The following is a 16,644-nucleotide window of genomic DNA, read 5'->3' as shown; positions in this document are numbered from 1 at the left end:
GAGGAGTACGCACCCACATGTCCACCAGCACCGCACCTTGGTGGCGCGACGCCGTCATCTACCAGGTCTACGTCCGCAGTTTCGCCGACGGCAACGGCGACGGCGTCGGCGACATCGCCGGCATCCGCTCCCGGCTGCCGTATCTGAAGTCGCTCGGCGTGGACGCGATCTGGATCAACCCCTGGTACGAGTCGCCGATGGCCGACCACGGATACGACGTCGCCGACTTCCGTCAGATCGATCCGCTGTTCGGCACGGTCGCCGAGGCGGAGCAGCTCATCGAGGAGGCGCACCGGCACGGGATCCGGGTGATCCCGGACATCGTGCCCAACCACACCTCCGACCGACATGCCTGGTTCCAGACCGCGTTGGCGGCGGGTCCGGGCAGCCCGGAGCGGGAGCGTTACGTCTTCCGGACCGGGCGCGGGACGGACGGCGCCGAGCCGCCCAACGACTGGGTGTCCTGCTTCGGCGGCCCGGCCTGGACCCGGCTGCCCGACGGTGAGTGGTACCTGCACCTGTTCGCCCCGGAACAGCCGGACCTCAACTGGCGACACCCGGACGTGCGGGCGGAGTTCGAGTCGATCCTGCGGTTCTGGTTCAGCCGGGGCGTGGACGGCTTCCGTATCGACGTGGCGCACGGACTGATCAAGCATCCCGAGCTGCCCGACCTGCCGCCCCGCCCGGAAGCGGCGCCCGACGGGCCACGGCAACATCTGGACCATCCGCACTGGGACCGGGACGAGGTGCACGACGTCTACCGCGCCTGGCGCCGGGTGGCCGACGAGTTCCCCGGCGACCGGTCGTTCGTCGCCGAGGCCTGGGCGGACACCCCGGAGCGGCTCGCCGCCTATGTGCGTCGGGACGGTCTGCACACGGCGTTCAACTTCGACTTCCTGATGTCCAGTTGGGACGCGAAGGATCTGCGTGCCGTCATCGACGACTCCCTCGCCATGCTCGGCGCGGTGGGCGCCCCTGCCACCTGGGTGCTGTCCAACCACGACGTCATGCGCCACCCCAGCCGCTACGGCCGCAGGGTCGTCCGGCGGTGGGTGGCCAACGAGCCCTACCGGCCCGAGGGCGCCGTGGATCTGGCCCTGGGCACTCGGCGGGCCCGCGCCGCCGCCCTGCTGATGCTCGCGCTGCCAGGCGGTGCCTACATCTACCAGGGCGAGGAGCTCGGCCTGCCGGAGGTCGAGGACCTGCCCGAGTCCGTCCTCCAGGACCCGGTGTGGGAGCGGTCCGGGCACACCGACCGCGGGCGCGACGGCTGCCGGGTGCCGATCCCGTGGTCGGGGCGGAGCGCCCCGTACGGCTTCAGCCCGGACGGTACGACGGCCGAGCCCTGGCTGCCGCAGCCGGCCGACTGGGCGGAGCACAGCGTGGCCGCGCATGACGGTGTCGAGGGCTCGATGCTGGAGCTGTACCGCGCCGCACTGCGCCTGCGCCGCGGCCTTCCCGCCCTCGGCGACGGCGGCCTGGCCTGGCTCGACACCCCGGCCGGCGTCCTCGCCTTCCGCCGCGAGCCGGAGTTCGTGTGCGTGGTGAACCTCTCGGCCGAGCCGTACCGGCTGCCCGGGCACGCCTCGGTCCTGCTGGCGAGCGGCCCGCTCGACGACGGGGTGCTGGCGCCGGACCGGGCGGCCTGGCTCGCCACATGATTGTGTAGTGCACGCAGTGGGCGTCGCCGTTGTGCGGGTGGCAGGAGGTCTGGGTGGAAGAGGGCCGTCGGGAGGCCGTGACGTGGCGCAACCGCGCCCTGATGCTCTTCGACCGGGTCTCCGTGCCCGTCGCGGTGTGCGATGCGTACGGCGCCGTCCTGCTGGCCAACCCGGAGATGGCGGCCGAGTGCGGTACGACCCCGGGACGGCTGCGCGGCCGTGATGTGCTGGAGCTGTTCCGGCCGCAGGAGGCCACGCAGGTGGAGCGGATCGCGCAGGCGCTGCGGCTGCGGCACCGCTCGCGGTACCAGGTGTCGGTGTGCTGGGAGGGACCGGGCGGCGGTGAGCGGTTCGGGGAGCTGACCGCCGACCCGGTCAGCGACACCGTGGAGGAGACACCCGCCCTGCTGGTGATGCTGCGGGTACGGGGCGAGCGCGAGCCGCTCGGCGAGGAGCCCGTGCGGGTCGCGCCGGTGGAGGCCCGCATCCTGGCGCTGCTCGCCGGGGGCGCGACCACCGCCAGGGCCGCGAAGGAGACCGGCCTCAGCACGGACGGCGTCACCTACCACCTGCGGCGGCTGTCGGCGCGCTGGGGCGCGTCGAACCGGACCGAACTGGTGGCACGTGCCTATGCGCTCGGCGTCCTCACTCCCGGGGTGTGGCCGCCGGGCGCATAGGCGGTGCCCGCTCCCTCGGGTGCGCCGAAGCGGGCGACGGTGTGCCAGACCATCTTCAGGTCCTGCGGTTCGTGGCGACCGGTGCGGGCCGCGTCGCCGATGATCCGTGGGTCGACATGGCCGTCCTGCGCGATCCGGGCGCCGAGCTCCGCGTACTCCGGTCCGCGGTAGTCGGCGTGTTCGTACAGCTCCGCCACGCTCAGCCGGTAGCCGGGGTGCCACTCGACGGGGCAGGGCAGCAGACGGGCGGCGGCCTCGACGGGCGTGCCGCGGTAGCTCGCGTCCAGGACGAGTGCCTCCAGGTGGCGGGCGAGCAGGACGCCTCCGTGGACCTGGGCCTCGATGTAGTCGTTGAGGGCGTCCTGCTCGTCCGCCTCGGCGAGCGCGATCAGCGACATTCCGGCGGCCACCCCGAAGTCGGTCGGCCCGGCCGCGCTGTCGGGGTAGCAGAAGGTGGTGCGGGCGAGGGCGTCGGCGGTGAGCCGGAAGTGCGAGGAGCCGAAGCGCGGTGCGGCACCGACGACTTGGCGCCGGAAGTTCAGCGCGCCGTACACGGGCCGCTCGTGCGGGTCGGCTTCGTCGTAGGCACCGCCGAAGATCCGGCTCTCCCAGCGCCAGCGGTCGCCGCCGGGGTGCGCGGTGAGCCCGCCGTTGCTGGTGCCGGTGACGAACTGCGAGTGGTAAGCGCCGTCCCGGGCCAGCGCCTGGAGAAGGGGCAGTGGGCCGACCAGCCGGTCCGGGTGGAAGTTCAGTGTGATCCGCAGGTCGGGGCCGACGGACGGGCCCGTCGAACGGACGGCGACATGGCGCAGTGCCCGCCGCGCCCGCGGTGAGCCCAGGTCCCGGAAATCCACTCGCTCTCCTTCTCGGGCCGCTCTTGAAGCGCCCGGCGGATCTCCCGGAGGCCTTCCTCATGAGATCACTCAGAGGTCGGCCACCGCCAGGACGATTTTGCCGCGGTTGCTGCGCCGCTCCAGCAACTCGTGGGCGGTACGGGCCTGTTCGAGGGGTACAACGGTTTCGACCGGCACCCGGTACGCCCCGGCGGCCACCCGCTCGGCCAGCTCACGCAGGTCGTTGCGGGGGTCGTAGCCGTGGATCTGGAGGTTGGTGAGCTGGAAGCCGAGGATCGCGGCGTTCTTGGGGTAGAAGTCACGGGTGTCGACGGTGCTCGGCGCCAGGGCCACGTTGGCCAGGGCCACGACCCGGCCGCCGTGGCTCACCTGGCGCAGGCTGCGGCCGAACGCCGGGCCGCCGACGGTGTCGAGGACGACGTCGGCGCCGCGGCCGTCTGTCAGTCGCAGCACCTCCTCGACCTCCGCGTCGTCGGGATGGGCGGAGGTGTCAACGGTGGCGTGGGCTCCGAACTCCCCTGCCCAGGCTGCCTTTTCGGCCGATCCGGCGAGGGCGATGACCCGCGCGCCCGCCTGGGCGGCGATCTGCACGGCAGCACTGCCGACCCCGCTCGCGGCCGCTTTCACCACCATGGTGTCCTCCTTGGTGACCCGGGCGAGGTGGCGCAGGCAGTACCAGGCGGAGAGCCAGGCCACGGGCAGTGTGGCCGCCTCCGTCAGGCCCACGCCCTGCGGCAGGACGGTTACCTGGGTGGCGGGTACGGGCGCCAACTCGGCGTAGAAGCCCGGGGCGTTCACCCCGTCCAGGGCCATGACCCGCTGCCCGACCTCCAGACCGCTCACCCCCTCCCCCAGCGCCGCGACGACTCCCGACGCCTCCACGCCGGGGATCAGCGGCGGCCGCCCGGCCCGGTGATAGACGCCGGACCTGATCAGCGCGTCGGCGCGGTTCACGCCCGCAGCCGCTATCCGCACCAGCACCTCGCCGGGCCCCGCCACGGGGTCGGGCACCTCGACCGGCACCAGCACCTCGGGCCCGCCGAACTCGTCGATCCGTACCGCACGCATACCGCACCCGCTTCCTGTCACAGCCGACCACCCGGCTGACACCGGTTGAAGTGGTGTCACCATCCAACACCTCTTCAACTGGTGTCAAGGGGCCGTGGCCATGACCGACACCTCATGAACCGGTGTACGCTCTCCCGTATGACCGGCACCTCCGCGACCCCCGCCGACCCGGCGCTCGCGTTCCCCTTCATCGGCGGCCGCCCCTGCCTGAACTTCGTGGCGACGCTCGGCCGGAGGCACGCGAACGTTCCGCTGGAGCGGCTCCCGGACCCGGCCGCGCTGGCCCGCTGGTTCACGGAGGCGGAGCTGGCCGCGGACGGCGAGCCGGTGCGGGCCACCGCCCGGGACCTGGCGGGCGCCCGCGTCCTGCGTGAGGCCCTCTACCGCCTTGTGCGCACATCGATGGCCGGGCCGGACCCGGAACCGGCCGACGTGGAGCTGATCAACGAGGCGGCGGCCCGCCCGGACCTGGCCCCCCAGCTGGGCCCCGTACGCTGGACGGCCCGGCAGCCGGCCCGTGCTGCTCTGGCGACGGTGGCCCGGGATGCCGTCCTCCTCGTGCGCAGCCCCTTGCTGGAGCGCGTCAAGGAGTGCGAGAACCCGGACTGTTCACTGCTGTTCCTGGACGACTCCCAGGCCCGGCGCCGCCGTTGGTGCTCGATGGACCGCTGCGGCAATCTCGCGAAGGTCGCCGGCTACCGGTCCCGCGGCCGGGCCGCCCAGTCGCGGGCGGGTGAGCCGACCGAGCGCAGGTCCAGGACGTAGTCGCGGTACCGGACGCGGTCGAGGGTCCGTTCATTGGTGCCCGGCCCCGCCGGTCCCGGCGTCCAGCGATGGATGGCGCCGTCCCGACCGGTGGCGTTCGAACGAGCCCGGGTCGAAGGTCAGGCCGACGCTCACATAGCGGGAGCCGAGGCTGCCGTGGCCGGGATGGTGCGGCTGCGCGGCGACCGGGTGAGGGGGCTCGGTCAGCTGTGGGCCTTGCTGCTGGGGGATCTGCGGACCGGGCAGGCATTCGACTTCGTCGTCCACCAGTTCCCGGCGGTGACGAACTGACTGGTCGGGCTGTGTGCTCTCGGGTGCGCTCCGCCGTGTGCGTCAGGACGGCACAGGGGACCAGTGCGGGTCGCGGCCCAGGAAGGCGAGCAGCACCTCGGCCCTGTCGTGGTCCGGCGCAGGCTCGCGCGCGGGCGCGAACACCTGGTAGGCGTCCCGGAGGTGATCGACGAGCCGTTGCACCGCCGGCCAGATCCCCTCGGCCAGTTCGCCGGCCAGCGGCCGGTCCTGGCCCGTGGCGACCGCGATGTCCCAGGCGTGCACGGCCGCGTCCATGGCGGCCGCCGCCGCGGCGAGAGGCACGGGCATGGGACCCAGCGGCGTCGGTGCCTGCTCGGCGTCGGCGGGCAGTCCCGCGTAGGCGTCCGCCACGGCGCGCAGTACCTTGTCCAGCTCTGCGGCCGGATCTCCGTCGAGGGCGTCGGCGGGGTGGAACGGGTCGGAGTCCGGGCGGCCGCCGGTGATCGCGAGACCGTAGGCCTGCTGGTCGATCCGGGCGTGGTTGAGGACCTGCCGTACCGTCCACTCGGTGCACGGCGTCGGCGCTCCCCACGCCGGCTCCGGCACTCCTGCGACCACCTCGGCGAGATAAGCGTGCGCTCGCGTGAGAACCTCGATGACCTGGGTGCGCTCCACGATTGTTCCCCTCCTGTCATCCTTCGACCGACATGAACAATCTAGGCTGCCTTGCGGACAGTTACGGTCCTCAATGACACAGTCCTCAAGGACAGGAAGGGCACGGCCCGAGGATGCTCGATGTACGTGAGTGGACGGCGTCTCTCGTGCGCTTTGCGAAACGGCGCCGGGACCCGATGGTCGTGCAGACCCTGCGGGCGGCTGCCGCTGCGACGATCGCGTACGTCGTCGCGCTGCGTCTCAGCCCCGAGCCGGCGCCGCTCACCGCCCCGCTGACCGCGCTGCTGGTCGTCCAGGTCACCCTGTACGCCACCCTCACCAACGGCATCCGCCGGGTGAACTCGGTCGTGGCCGGCGTCCTCGTCGCCATCGCCTTCAGTCTCCTGGTGGGTCTGACCTGGTGGAGTCTGGCCCTGCTGATCGTGGCCTCACTGGCGGTGGGACGGCTGGTGCGGGTCGAGGAGTACGTACCCGAGGTGGCGATCAGCGCCATGCTGGTGCTCGGAGTGACCACCCATGGGGACACGGCGTGGGCGCGGGTGGTGGAGACACTGATCGGCGCGGTCGTCGGGTTCGGCTGCAATCTGCTGCTCGCGCCACCGGTGTGGGTGGACGAGGCCGGCGAGTCGATCGAGGGGCTGGCCCGCCGGGTACGGCAGCTGATGCTGCGCATGGGCGAGGAGGCCGCCGGCCGTACGCCCGTCGAGCGGGCGACCGAGCGGCTGCACGAGGCACGCCGGCTCGACCACGACATCGTGGAGGTGGACGCGGCCCTGAGGCAGGCCGAGGACAGTCTGCGGCTCAATCCCCGCGTGCGTGAGGGCCTGCTGCACCGGGTGGTGCTGCGGACCGGCCTGGACACGCTGGAGATCTGCACGGTGGTACTGCGGGTGCTGGCCCGCACCCTCACCGACCTGGCCAAGGAACGCGATCCCGAGCCCCTGTTCGCGCCGGAGACGGGGGCCGCCGTGGAGCGGCTGCTGTCGGAGATCGCCGACGCCGTGGTCAGTTTCGCCGTGCTGGTCACCAGCCACGTCAGTGTGAGCGCCGAGTCGGCGGAGTCCCGGCTGGCCGCCGAACTGCGGCAGGCAGCGGCCACCCGCGACAAGCTGGCCCAGCTGCTGTTGGAGGAGGTGCAGCACGACGCCCGCACCTGGCAGCTGTACGGGGCCGTGCTGACGGAGGTCAACCGCATCCTCGACGAGATGGACACCGAGCACCGCTCCCGCCGCCTCTTCGAGGAGCTGGACCGCACGTCCCGCGAGCAGCGCGAGCGCATGCCCCGGCTGACCAGGCTGCGGGAGAGCCTGCGCGATTCCGAACGGCTGCGGGTTCCGGAGGTGCTGCGCAGGAACCCCGACGGCGCCGAGCGTCGTTCTAGGTGACGGAGTCACCGGAGCGGCGTGCGCTTCCGGGACCCGGAACGAGGGGGCGGGCGGATGACGGACCAGAGCGTGCGGATCGACGGGAACACCCTGCGGTTGCCGGGCGGGGTGGCGGTGCGGTTCGTGCGCACCCTGCGGCTGCCCGAGTCGGGCACCCATCCGCTGCCGCCGGGCCTCGGCGAATTCCCGGTCCGCCGGGTCTCGGACTTCCCCGACACGGTGCCCGAGCAGTGGCGTGCGCGGGGCGGTGTGATGGTGCCGGTGTATCTGCGGGAGGCGATGTGGCTGAGCTTCGGGGGGACCACGGAGCCGGCCGCTCTGCAGGTCGGCGTGGGCAAGGTGTGCGCGGTCTCGGGGAAGCCGTGGAGCGACCGGCTGTCCCGGAAGCCGCAGAACTATGTGGTGCTGCCCCGCCAGCCCTGGCTGGACGGCATCAACTCCGGGAAGGGCACGGTCCGCCAGTTCGTGGCGGTGCCGCTGGGGCTGGGGGCGACCGTCGAGGGCCAGGTCACGGGCGAGGAGACCTGGGGCGGCGTACAGCTGCAGTCCTTTCCGCTCCGCGAGCGGAAGCTTGCCGAGTGGCGCGAGGAGGAGCGGCGCCTCTCCCAGCGGCAGCGGACGAGCATGGCGGCCGGTGGGTACGGCGCGGCGCTGCCCATGGCGGCGGCCACGCCGGGCGGCCCGGTGGCGGCTTCGGCCGGCCGTGCGCGTCCCGCCGCGGCCATGGGGCTCGGCGTCGGCGGTTCGATGCGCCAGGAGGTCTACCGCGACGTCCGGCGCCTCGATGACTGGGCCGAGCAGCCCGCCGGGAGGGTGTTCGTGCACCTGGTCACGCCTCCGGAGTGGCGCCGTATCACCGGCGAGGCTCCCCCGCCGTCACCCGTGAACCGCGCGGAGTACACCCGGGTGGGACTGCCCTGGTACGACTACTACGACCAGGACGCGGAGGATCTCACGCCCGCGGACACGCTGGAGGGCGTGAAGCCGGTCGGCGACTGGCTCGGCGACGACCACGAGCCCTGGCAGGATCCGGCGCCACAGCAGGCCAAGCAGCTGAAGGACGAGCCGGGCAAGCCGGTGGAGGGCGGCGACTGGTAGACGGACCAGCTGTTGCATGCTATGCAACGGGCGTTGCTGTTCTTGCGCACACCTGGCGGCACGGGTCATGGTGGCTTGTCACGATCGAGGCGAGCGACCACCTGAGGTGTGGACATGGGCAGTGGGACGGGAGCTGCGGGCGGCGGCTGGAGCAGGCGCCGTCTCGTCGGCGCGCTCGCGGGAGCGGCCGCGGTGACGGCACTGCCGGCGCCCGCGCCACCCGAGAACGCGGCCGCCGACATCCCCACGCCCCCTGACCGAGCGGCGCCCGCTGCCGAGCGGCCGTCGGCCGAGCCGTCCGCCCCGCACACGGCCAAGAAGCCCTCCGGCCCCCAGCCGCTCTACTTCGGCACCTACACCACGGTCGAGGGCGGCGGCACGGGCATCGGCCTCGCCACGTACGACCCCGCGTCCGGCCGGATCACCGGCACCGGAACGCTCACCGGCATCGTCAACCCGTCGTATCTCGCGCTCCACCCGGACCGCCGCACCGTGTACACGGTGAACGAGCACGACGACGGAGCCGTGACCGCCGTACGCCTCGCCGATCGCAAGATCCTTGGCGTCCGCAGCACCGGCGGGGCGGGGCCCTGCCACCTCTCCGTGCATCCGAGCGGCCGTTGGCTGCTGAGCGCCAACTACACGTCGGGCAGCGTGGCCGTGCATCCGATCGACACGTCGGGCGCGCCGGGCGAACGCACAGACGTGGTCACGCACTCGACTCCGGCACCCGGTCCGGGTCAACAGGGCCCGCACGCCCACCAGTTCATCACCAGCCCCGACGGCGGTCATGTGCTCGCCGTCGACCTGGGCACGGACACCGTCTACACCTACCGCCTCGACGAACGCCGGGGCACCCTGACCGAGGTCGCGCAGGCGCACACGCGGCCGGGCGCCGGTCCGCGCCACCTCACCTTCCACCCCGGTGGACGGCACGCCTATCTGGCCAACGAGGTCGACAACACGGTCGCGGTCTGCGCGTACGAGGCCGCCACGGGGCGGCTGACGATCGGCGATCCGCAGAGCACGGGCTCCGGGCCGGGCACCAACTACCCGGCGCAGATCCTGGTGACCGCGAACGGCTCCTACGCCTATCTCGCCAACCGCGGTGACAACAGCCTCGCCCGGTATGCGGTCGACGCGGACGGCGCCCGGCTGCGGCTGCTCGGCACGGTGCCGGTGTCCGGCGACTTCCCGCGCCAGATCGCCTTCTCGCCGGACGGCACGCTGCTGTTCGCGGCGAACCAGAAGTCCGGCACGGTCAGCGTCTTCCACGTCGACGACAAGAGCGGTGAACTACGACTCGCGGGCGAGCCGTTCGCCTCACCCGTCGCCGTCTGTGCGCTGCCGCTGTAGAGCCCGCGGACAGGAGGCGGCGCTCGCCTGCGCGAGCAGGGCGTGCATGCGTTCCGTGAGCTGTCCGATGTCGTCGGCGGGCGCATGGAACGGCAGTCGTACGTCGCCGTGGGCGCGGTTGCGCTCGATGCGCAGCGTCAGTCCGTGCCGGTCGACAGCGACGGGCTGGACGCGGACCGCGCCGTGCAGACTGGCGTGTTCGACGAGCCGGGTGAGCCGTTCGACGGCGTCGGGATGGCAGTCGGCGAGATGGGTCAGCAGGTGCGCCTCGGCGAGGGCCAGCGGGTCGGGCTCGGCGGCGGCGAACTCGTCGAGGTCGACGACCACCGCGCCAAAGGACTGCCGCAGCACGACCCGGGTGGCGCGGAACGCCAGGTGGCCGTCCTCGGGAAGGAAGTACCCCGCGAGCCAGAGCCGGGCCCGGATCCGGTGGCGCACGGGGACGGGCGCGACGTCGGCGAACTCCAGCACCGCATGGGGTTCTCCGCGGGGCGCGCAGATCGCGGCCGCGAGCAGCGCGCTGTCCTCGGGCACGTGCAGCAGCACCCGACCGTCCTCGTCCACGCTATGGGCGCCGACGAACTCCTCGCGACCGCCGTCCGCGGTCACCGCGCAGGACCAGGCGGCGGCGAGAACCGACCTGGCCCGTTCGGCCGCGGCGGGCGCGGCAGTCCAGCTGGGGCTGTCACTCATCCCAAACCTCCTTAGGTAAGGCTTGCCTAAGCTATCGAAGATCGGGGCGTACGCCAACCACGGGGCGGCGGAAGCGTGCGCGCCTCAGGGTGCGATGACACCCAGCAGCGCCCTGGCGCACAGGTCGCGCACCTGCTCCCGGGTCAGATCCGAACCCCGAAGCCACTCAAGGCAGACGGCCGTGGTGAAGGCCAGCCAGCCGCGGACGGCCAGCTTGAGGTCGGGGCGCTGCTGCGCGACCGGGCCGAGTTCGGGGTCGGCGGCGAGCGTCGCCAGGATCTGCCGCTCCTGGGCCGCCAGCGCCCGCTGGTAGACCCGGCGGATGGCCTGGTCCCCGGCCGCGTCGGCGCGGTGGAAGGCGCGGAAGCCGTGCGCGTGGGCGTGCACGTACTCCAGAAAGGTGTCGAGACCGGCGGCCAGCTGCTCGCGCGCCGGAACCCCGGGCACCGCCGCCGTCATCCGCAGCATCCGCTCGCTCTGCCGCTCGACGACCGCCGCGAAGAAGTCCCGCTTGGTCGGGAAGTAGTGGTACAGCAGCCCGCGCGACACACCGGCGATCTCGGCGACCTGCTCGATCCACACCTCGTCGTAGGGACTCTCCGAGAACAGCCGCGCGCCCACCGACAGCAGCTGTTCCCTGCGCTCCTCGGTGCTGAGCCTTCGGCGCGTGCGCTCGCCCTGGTTCGCGGCCATGCCCGCACTTTACTTGACGCCGGTTCAACAGCGGGATCAGACTGGAGCCGCTATTGAACCCACGTACAACAGCTGCATGACAGCTCAACCAGCAGCTGCACGACAGCTCAACCTGCCGCTGATTCAAGGGAGAACGCGTCATGGCGGAGACGACGTCAACGGTCGGACCGGTGGTGGAAGCGTCGCTTCCCAAGGGGTTCCGGGGCGCCGAACAGGGCTGGCCCGAGCTGCACCGCATCCCACACCCCCCGCACCGGCTCCCTCTGCTCGGCGATGTGCTCGGCGCCGACCGGCGCACGCCCGTCCAGGACTCCATGCGCTACGCACGGCAGCTCGGGCCGATCTTCCGGCGCAAGGCGTTCGGCAAGGAGTTCGTGTTCGTGTGGGGCGCCGAGCCGGCGGCCGACATGGCGGACGAGTCGCGCTTCGCCAAGCACGTCGGCCTCGGGGTCGCCAATCTGCGGCCGGTCGTCGGGGACGCGCTGTTCACGGCGTACAACCACGAGTCGAACTGGCAGCTGGCGCACGACGTGCTGGCCCCTGGGTTCAGCCGGGAAGCCATGGAGGGCTACCACCCGATGATGCTGGCGGTGGCCGAGCGGCTGACCGACCACTGGGACCGCGAGCAGGCGGCGGGCCGGGCGGTGGACGTGCCCGGTGACATGACCAAGCTGACGCTGGAGACGATCGCGCGCACCGGGTTCGGGCACGACTTCGGTTCCTTCGAGCGGCCGCGACTGCATCCGTTCGTGACCGCGATGGTGGGTACGCTGACGTACGCCCAGCGTCTGAACGCGGTGCCCTCGCCGCTGGCGCCGTTCCTGCTGCGAAGTGCCTCGCGCCGCAACGAGGCCGACATCGCGTATCTCAACCGCACGGTGGACGATCTGGTCCGGGTCCGCCGGGCGTCGGGCGAGGGCGGCGAAGGGGATCTGCTGGACCGCATGCTGGAGACGGCCCACTCCGGGACCGGGGAGCGCCTGTCCGCCGAGAACGTGCGCCGCCAGGTCATCACCTTCCTGGTGGCCGGCCACGAGACGACGTCGGGCGCGCTGTCCTTCGCCCTGCACTACCTCTCCCGGCACCCCGAGATCGCGGCACGCGCGCGGGCCGAGGTGGACGCCGTCTGGGGGGACTCGACGGTGCCCGGCTACGACCAGGTGGCCAAGCTGCGGTATGTGAGGCGGGTGCTGGACGAGGCGCTGCGGCTGTGGCCGACGGCACCGGCCTTCGCCCGGGAGGCCCGTCAGGACACGGTGCTGGCCGGGGACCATCCGATGAGGCGGGGTGCCTGGGCGCTGGTCCTGACCGCGATGCTGCACCGCGACCCGGAGGTGTGGGGCAGCGACGCTGAGCGGTTCGACCCGGACCGCTTCGACCCGAAGGCCGTACGGTCCCGGGCCCCGCACACCTTCAAGCCGTTCGGGACGGGGGCGCGGGCGTGCATAGGGCGGCAGTTCGCACTGCACGAGGCCACGCTGGTACTCGGTCTGCTGCTGCGCCGCTACGACCTGCGGCCCGACCCGGATTACCGGCTGCGGGTCACCGAGCGGCTCACGCTGATGCCGGAGGGGCTGCGGCTGCACCTGGAGCGGCGTACGGTCTCGGCGTGCTCCGCACCCGCGCAGGCCGTCGAGGAGGCTTCGTCAGAGCTGCGCTGCCCAGTGCACGGGGCGGGTGACTGAGCGCGGCAGCCGGGTTCCGGCGCTGCCGCGGGCGGCGTTGAGCTGGGGCTGGGTGAGGAAGAACGCGCCGGTCAGGTCGGCGTCGGTGAGATCCGCGTCCCGCAGGTCAGCGCCGATCATGTCCACGTCGCGCAGGTCGGCGCCGGTCAGGTCGGCGGCGATGAGGTAGGCGCCGCGGAGGTTCGCACCGCGCAGGTCGGCACCCTTGAGGCGGGCGCCCATCAGGTCGGCACCACGGCGGTCCTTCTTTCGGCCGCGGGCGCCAGAACCGGCCCGTACCAGCTCGCTGGTCTTCAGCAGGAGCACGTTGACCTCCTGCCGGTGCGCGCCCACGTCCAACGCGGCCAGTTGCTCGGGGGGTCGGCGAGTGAGCTCCTCGGTCTTCTCCAGGGCCCGGCGCAGATCCGCGTGGACCGGGCGGGCCGGGGGCAGAGCAAGGGCCTCGGTGAGGTACCAGAGCAGTTCGTGCAGCTGCCGTACGACCGGGAACACATCGAACATGCGCCGGGCGTCCGCCCGCGAGCTGGTGCGCCAGTCCTGTCCGCCGAAGGTGACCTGTGAGACCTTCTGGCCCGCGCCGAAGCAGTCGTAGACCGTGCAGCCGTTGAATCCCTGCTGCCGCAGGCGGGCGTGGATGCCGCAGCGGTGGTCGTCGCGAAGGTTCGGGCAGGGCGTGCCGGCCTGCTTGTCGTTCGCGAAGTCGGCGGAGGCGGCGAACGGCAGGGCGACACAGCACAGCCCGAAGCAACGCTCGCAGTCCCCGCGCAGCTCGGCCCGGTCGGCTGTCTGATCTGGCATGACGCCAAGCCTAACGGGGCGCGGCCAGGCGCTGTCGGTGGCCGTACGTACAGTCGTCGTATGGCGCTTTCACGCGAAGAACGGGAAGGTTTCCTTGCTGAGCCGCAGGTGGCCGCGCTGGGCGTCGCCTCCGGTGACGGCCGCGGGCCGTTGGTGGTGCCGATCTGGTACGCCTACGAGCGCGGCGGTCTGCCGTGGATCCTCACCGGCGCGAGTTCCCGGAAAATGACCCTGATCAGGGCGGCGGGCCGCTTCAGCCTGATGGTCCAGCGCACAGAGCCCACGACCCGGTACGTGTCGGTCGAAGGGCCGGTCGCCGAGGTGGCCGAAGGCAGCGGCACGCTCCACCGTGAGATGGCCGGCCGCTACCTGTCGGGTGCGGCGCTCGACGAGTTCGTGGCCTTCGCCGAGGCAGAACTCGCCGATCACGTCGTGGTCCGTATGCGGCCCGAACGCTGGTTGTCCGCCGATCTGGGCGCGGCCGGATGACGAGCCGCGGGCGTCTGGGAAGCTCCGGGCGTGCGGGGAGCCCGGAAGGCAGCGATCAACCGGACAGCAGTGCTCGCTCCCATAGGTCTTGGCGCTCCTCGATGTATTCGGCATCCCCACGCCACGCGTCCCCGTGCCCTTCCGCCCAGAGTCTCGCCCACGGCTGAACTTCCCGGTCCGACTGTTCTCGCAGGAAGTCGTGCATGGCTCGGGTGCGGCGGCCCAACATCGGTACCAGGGTGCGCCGTTCGGTCTCGTCGAGTCCGTAGGCGTCGGCGAAGAGGCGCAGGCGGGCGGCGGCGTCGGGGCTCTGCCAGTCGGGATGAGCGGACAGGGGAACGAATCCGCGGATGGCGTAGGCGACGTCCCAGAGGCGGGAGCCGGGGGCGGCCGTGTCCCAGTCGATGAAGGCCCAGTCCCCCTCACCGGCCACGAGATTCCACGGCGCCAGGTCCTGGTGGGCGATGATGTCCGCGCCCTCCGCGGGAACGAGCACCTGCCAGCGGGCGTCGGGCGGCGGCATGAAGTCCTCTACCGCGTCGTGGAAGTCCCGGACCAGCCGGGCCACGCGGACCAGCCCTGCGGTCGGCTCCACCAGGGCGAACCGGTCGGGCCAGATCACGCCGCCCGGTACGAAGGTCAGCACCTCGCGCCCGCGGTCGTCGATCCCCAGGGGGCGCGGCGCCGCGCGGAAGCCGGACTCGTGCAGGTGCGTGAGCAGAGCGTGCACCGCGGGCGTCCAGGGACCCGCAGGCCGACGGACCGTGTCGCCGACACGGACGACGCCGTCGCTGACGTTCCCGCCCGACAGCGGCTGTTCGTCCTCGTGCACTGGTCTCTCCTCAGCTCCCATGAGGTGTGTGGCCTTTGACAACCCTGCGCCCCGGTGACCAGGAACAGCCCTATTGGCCGGCGCTGCTGACGGCCGCCACCATATCCGGTCAACTCCAGTCGTCGACCGCCGACTTGACCGGCGACTTGACCGACGACCGCGTGGAACACCGCCGGATGCACGGCGTGTCGTGGGCGGACATCGGGTCGGCCCCGGCCGCTGCGGGGGATCGTTTGGACACACCGCACTCGCGCAGGACGATCGCGCTCGCAGAGAACGGCTCCGGTGAGCGGCGGTCATGACGCGGTCCCCTTCGCCTCGACGCGCCCGCTCGTCCATGTCCCACGCTCCCACGCGGGTCTGACAGAGGCGCAGCCGCGGACCCCGTCGAAAGCAGCCTCGGGAACCGAACCTCACCGATGACTTCCCGGCGCTGTGGGGGTCTCCTCATTCAACGGAAAACAAGCTCGGCTATCACGGATACGAGCCCATTTCAGGCGGGAGCCAGACGGATCGAGGAGCGAGATCATGTGCAGTCACCGGCCATCGTGCCCCACCGCGGACAGCCCCGAGCACCACAGCGCCGTGATCGTGTCGGCCCATCCCGAACAGGGCTGGAGCCTGCTGTGCAACGGGACGATCGTGTTCGACGACACCGGTGAAATCCTGCCGGACGGGCGGGTAGTGGACCCGCACCGCACCCTGAATCCGCTGGCCGTGGCCGCCTGACCTCAGTCGAGTGCGCCGGGGTCGAGGCGGGCGAGCCGGTACGGGTCGGCCAGGATGTGCAGGGCGACGATCCTGCCGTCGACGACGGTGACGCCCATGGCCGACTGCAGCTGCCCCTCGAAGACGTTGACGACACCGACCTCCCCGTTGACCAGCACCACTTGGGCGAACTGCGCGAACTGCCGGAACAGCATCGCCTGTTCGGCCACCGGCCTGGCGCCACGCACCAGCTTGGAGGCGGCGGCACCCCCGACCAGCGCACCGGAGTCGGCCCGCAGCACCACGTCGGGGTGCAGGACCGCGACGAGCGCCTCGAAGTCACCTGCGCGGGCGGCCGCCATGAAGGCGTCGACGACCTGCCGCTGTCTGCCGAGGTCGGGTTCCGAGGACGGCGTGGCGCCCCGCACCCGGCGCCGGGCCCGGCTGGCCAGCTGCCGGGTCGCCGCCGAACTGCGCTCCACGACGGGCGCGATGTCGTCGAACGGCACGGCGAACATGTCGTGCAGCACGAACGCCAGCCGTTCGGCGGGTTCCAGGGTCTCCAGGACCACCAGCAGTGCCAGCCCCACGGAGTCGGCGTGGAGCACCTCCTGCTCGGGGTCGATCTGCGACAGGGGCCTGATCACGGGGTCGGGCACGAACGTCTCATCGATGGGATCCTCGCGACGCGAGCTCCGGGAGCGGAGCATGTCGAGACAGACCCGTCCGGCCACGGTGGTCAGCCAGCCGCCGAGGTTCTCGATGGCGTCCGCGTCGGAGCGGCTGAGCTTCAGCCAGGTCTCCTGGACCGCGTCCTCCGCCTCGGCGAGCGAGCCGAGCATGCGGTAGGCCAATGCTTTGAGATGCCCCCGGTGCTCTTCGAAGCGCTCGGCCAGGACGTCCGTGCCGTTCATGCGTTCCCCCATGTACTCCCCCATCTGTTCCCCGTGCCTGC

19 protein-coding genes are annotated in these 16,644 nt (G+C 72.0%); 11 read left to right on the top strand and 8 right to left on the bottom strand.

Annotated elements, in window-relative coordinates; translation table 11 throughout:
- The first annotated feature begins 17 nt into the window (after positions 1-17).
- Positions 18-1,661, top strand: a complete 1,644-nt coding sequence (locus tag LJ657_RS12185) for a glycoside hydrolase family 13 protein (RefSeq protein ID WP_232648504.1) — start codon at positions 18-20, stop codon at positions 1,659-1,661.
- Positions 1,662-1,762: 101 nt separating this feature from the next.
- Complete coding sequence (locus LJ657_RS12180) at positions 1,763-2,338, top strand: PAS domain-containing protein (RefSeq protein WP_269786402.1); 576 nt, start codon at positions 1,763-1,765, stop codon at positions 2,336-2,338.
- Here the strand turns inward: LJ657_RS12180 and LJ657_RS12175 are convergent.
- Positions 2,290-3,192 (bottom strand): DUF3626 domain-containing protein, encoded by a 903-nt coding sequence (locus tag LJ657_RS12175; RefSeq protein ID WP_232648502.1) that lies wholly within the window; start codon positions 3,190-3,192, stop codon positions 2,290-2,292. The genes LJ657_RS12180 and LJ657_RS12175 overlap by 49 nt on opposite strands.
- Before the next feature lie 69 nt (positions 3,193-3,261).
- Positions 3,262-4,260 carry a quinone oxidoreductase family protein gene (locus LJ657_RS12170; protein ID WP_232648500.1) on the bottom strand — a complete coding sequence of 333 codons (999 nt, stop codon included), beginning with the start codon at positions 4,258-4,260 and terminating at the stop codon, positions 3,262-3,264.
- 138 nt (positions 4,261-4,398) lie between these two features.
- On the opposite strand from LJ657_RS12170, the gene LJ657_RS12165 reads away from it, so the two are divergent.
- Both LJ657_RS12165 and LJ657_RS48930 read left to right on the top strand, forming a co-directional pair.
- A complete protein-coding gene (locus LJ657_RS12165) occupies positions 4,399-5,025 on the top strand; it encodes a CGNR zinc finger domain-containing protein (RefSeq protein ID WP_232648499.1) in 627 nt (208 codons plus the stop codon).
- 90 nt (positions 5,026-5,115) lie between these two features.
- The gene (locus LJ657_RS48930; protein WP_372487907.1) at positions 5,116-5,316 is read left to right on the top strand and encodes a hypothetical protein; all 201 of its coding nucleotides are present in this window, start codon (positions 5,116-5,118) and stop codon (positions 5,314-5,316) included.
- A gap of 42 nt (positions 5,317-5,358) precedes the next feature.
- On the opposite strand, the gene LJ657_RS12155 is transcribed toward LJ657_RS48930, so the two are convergent.
- Positions 5,359-5,952, bottom strand: coding sequence for a TIGR03086 family metal-binding protein (locus tag LJ657_RS12155; RefSeq protein ID WP_232648497.1), 594 nt, complete (start codon positions 5,950-5,952; stop codon positions 5,359-5,361).
- 113 nt (positions 5,953-6,065) lie between these two features.
- Between LJ657_RS12155 and LJ657_RS12150 the strand changes: the two genes are divergently transcribed.
- From LJ657_RS12150 to LJ657_RS12140, 3 genes are all read left to right on the top strand, one after another.
- The gene (locus tag LJ657_RS12150; RefSeq protein ID WP_232648495.1) at positions 6,066-7,337 is read left to right on the top strand and encodes an FUSC family protein; all 1,272 of its coding nucleotides are present in this window, start codon (positions 6,066-6,068) and stop codon (positions 7,335-7,337) included.
- A 54-nt stretch (positions 7,338-7,391) separates the two neighbouring features.
- Positions 7,392-8,435, top strand: coding sequence for a hypothetical protein (locus LJ657_RS12145; RefSeq protein WP_232648493.1), 1,044 nt, complete (start codon positions 7,392-7,394; stop codon positions 8,433-8,435).
- 114 nt (positions 8,436-8,549) lie between these two features.
- Positions 8,550-9,791, top strand: coding sequence for a lactonase family protein (locus LJ657_RS12140; protein ID WP_232648491.1), 1,242 nt, complete (start codon positions 8,550-8,552; stop codon positions 9,789-9,791).
- On the opposite strand, the gene LJ657_RS12135 is transcribed toward LJ657_RS12140, so the two are convergent.
- Both LJ657_RS12135 and LJ657_RS12130 read right to left on the bottom strand, forming a co-directional pair.
- The gene (locus LJ657_RS12135) at positions 9,759-10,484 is read right to left on the bottom strand and encodes a DUF2470 domain-containing protein (RefSeq protein WP_232648490.1); all 726 of its coding nucleotides are present in this window, start codon (positions 10,482-10,484) and stop codon (positions 9,759-9,761) included. The two genes, LJ657_RS12140 and LJ657_RS12135, sit on opposite strands and share 33 nt — an antisense overlap.
- An 84-nt stretch (positions 10,485-10,568) precedes the next feature.
- Entirely contained in the window at positions 10,569-11,177 is a 609-nt protein-coding gene (locus LJ657_RS12130) for a TetR/AcrR family transcriptional regulator (protein ID WP_232648489.1), read from the bottom strand.
- A 140-nt stretch (positions 11,178-11,317) separates the two neighbouring features.
- Between LJ657_RS12130 and LJ657_RS12125 the strand changes: the two genes are divergently transcribed.
- Entirely contained in the window at positions 11,318-12,862 is a 1,545-nt protein-coding gene (locus LJ657_RS12125; protein WP_232648487.1) for a cytochrome P450, read from the top strand.
- Here the strand turns inward: LJ657_RS12125 and LJ657_RS12120 are convergent.
- Positions 12,824-13,660 carry a pentapeptide repeat-containing protein gene (locus tag LJ657_RS12120; protein WP_232648484.1) on the bottom strand — a complete coding sequence of 279 codons (837 nt, stop codon included), beginning with the start codon at positions 13,658-13,660 and terminating at the stop codon, positions 12,824-12,826. The two genes, LJ657_RS12125 and LJ657_RS12120, sit on opposite strands and share 39 nt — an antisense overlap.
- A 60-nt stretch (positions 13,661-13,720) precedes the next feature.
- On the opposite strand from LJ657_RS12120, the gene LJ657_RS12115 reads away from it, so the two are divergent.
- Positions 13,721-14,149, top strand: coding sequence for a pyridoxamine 5'-phosphate oxidase family protein (locus tag LJ657_RS12115; protein ID WP_232648482.1), 429 nt, complete (start codon positions 13,721-13,723; stop codon positions 14,147-14,149).
- 55 nt (positions 14,150-14,204) lie between these two features.
- On the opposite strand, the gene LJ657_RS12110 is transcribed toward LJ657_RS12115, so the two are convergent.
- The gene (locus LJ657_RS12110; RefSeq protein ID WP_232648475.1) at positions 14,205-14,981 is read right to left on the bottom strand and encodes a phosphotransferase; all 777 of its coding nucleotides are present in this window, start codon (positions 14,979-14,981) and stop codon (positions 14,205-14,207) included.
- Between the two features lie 35 nt (positions 14,982-15,016).
- On the opposite strand from LJ657_RS12110, the gene LJ657_RS12105 reads away from it, so the two are divergent.
- Positions 15,017-15,283 carry a hypothetical protein gene (locus LJ657_RS12105; RefSeq protein ID WP_232648474.1) on the top strand — a complete coding sequence of 89 codons (267 nt, stop codon included), beginning with the start codon at positions 15,017-15,019 and terminating at the stop codon, positions 15,281-15,283.
- A gap of 226 nt (positions 15,284-15,509) precedes the next feature.
- The gene (locus LJ657_RS12100) at positions 15,510-15,710 is read left to right on the top strand and encodes a DUF5999 family protein (RefSeq protein WP_232648472.1); all 201 of its coding nucleotides are present in this window, start codon (positions 15,510-15,512) and stop codon (positions 15,708-15,710) included.
- 2 nt (positions 15,711-15,712) lie between these two features.
- Here the strand turns inward: LJ657_RS12100 and sigJ are convergent, their stop codons facing one another.
- Positions 15,713-16,603: an RNA polymerase sigma factor SigJ gene (sigJ, locus tag LJ657_RS12095; RefSeq protein ID WP_232648867.1), complete on the bottom strand. Its 891-nt coding sequence runs from the start codon at positions 16,601-16,603 to the stop codon at positions 15,713-15,715.
- Positions 16,604-16,644: the final 41 nt, after the last annotated feature.

Origin of the sequence: Streptomyces guryensis (assembly GCF_021261325.1) — a bacterium.
GTDB classification, from domain to species: domain Bacteria; phylum Actinomycetota; class Actinomycetes; order Streptomycetales; family Streptomycetaceae; genus Streptomyces; species Streptomyces guryensis.
Note: the sequence above shows the minus strand (reverse complement) of the source record. Positions and strands in the feature narration are given on the sequence as shown.

Bases quoted from the DNA above. Each gene is read 5' to 3' on its own strand.
- LJ657_RS12185 (WP_232648504.1), top strand. From the start codon at position 18: ATGTCCACCAGCACCGCACCTTGGTGGCGCGACGCCGTCATCTACCAG.
- LJ657_RS12180 (WP_269786402.1), top strand. From the start codon at position 1,763: ATGCTCTTCGACCGGGTCTCCGTGCCCGTCGCGGTGTGCGATGCGTAC.
- LJ657_RS12170 (WP_232648500.1), bottom strand. From the start codon at position 4,260: ATGCGTGCGGTACGGATCGACGAGTTCGGCGGGCCCGAGGTGCTGGTG.
- LJ657_RS12165 (WP_232648499.1), top strand. From the start codon at position 4,399: ATGACCGGCACCTCCGCGACCCCCGCCGACCCGGCGCTCGCGTTCCCC.
- LJ657_RS12150 (WP_232648495.1), top strand. From the start codon at position 6,066: ATGCTCGATGTACGTGAGTGGACGGCGTCTCTCGTGCGCTTTGCGAAA.
- LJ657_RS12145 (WP_232648493.1), top strand. From the start codon at position 7,392: ATGACGGACCAGAGCGTGCGGATCGACGGGAACACCCTGCGGTTGCCG.
- LJ657_RS12140 (WP_232648491.1), top strand. From the start codon at position 8,550: ATGGGCAGTGGGACGGGAGCTGCGGGCGGCGGCTGGAGCAGGCGCCGT.
- LJ657_RS12135 (WP_232648490.1), bottom strand. From the start codon at position 10,484: ATGAGTGACAGCCCCAGCTGGACTGCCGCGCCCGCCGCGGCCGAACGG.
- LJ657_RS12130 (WP_232648489.1), bottom strand. From the start codon at position 11,177: ATGGCCGCGAACCAGGGCGAGCGCACGCGCCGAAGGCTCAGCACCGAG.
- LJ657_RS12125 (WP_232648487.1), top strand. From the start codon at position 11,318: ATGGCGGAGACGACGTCAACGGTCGGACCGGTGGTGGAAGCGTCGCTT.
- LJ657_RS12120 (WP_232648484.1), bottom strand. From the start codon at position 13,660: ATGCCAGATCAGACAGCCGACCGGGCCGAGCTGCGCGGGGACTGCGAG.
- LJ657_RS12115 (WP_232648482.1), top strand. From the start codon at position 13,721: ATGGCGCTTTCACGCGAAGAACGGGAAGGTTTCCTTGCTGAGCCGCAG.
- LJ657_RS12100 (WP_232648472.1), top strand. From the start codon at position 15,510: ATGTGCAGTCACCGGCCATCGTGCCCCACCGCGGACAGCCCCGAGCAC.
- sigJ (WP_232648867.1), bottom strand. From the start codon at position 16,603: ATGAACGGCACGGACGTCCTGGCCGAGCGCTTCGAAGAGCACCGGGGG.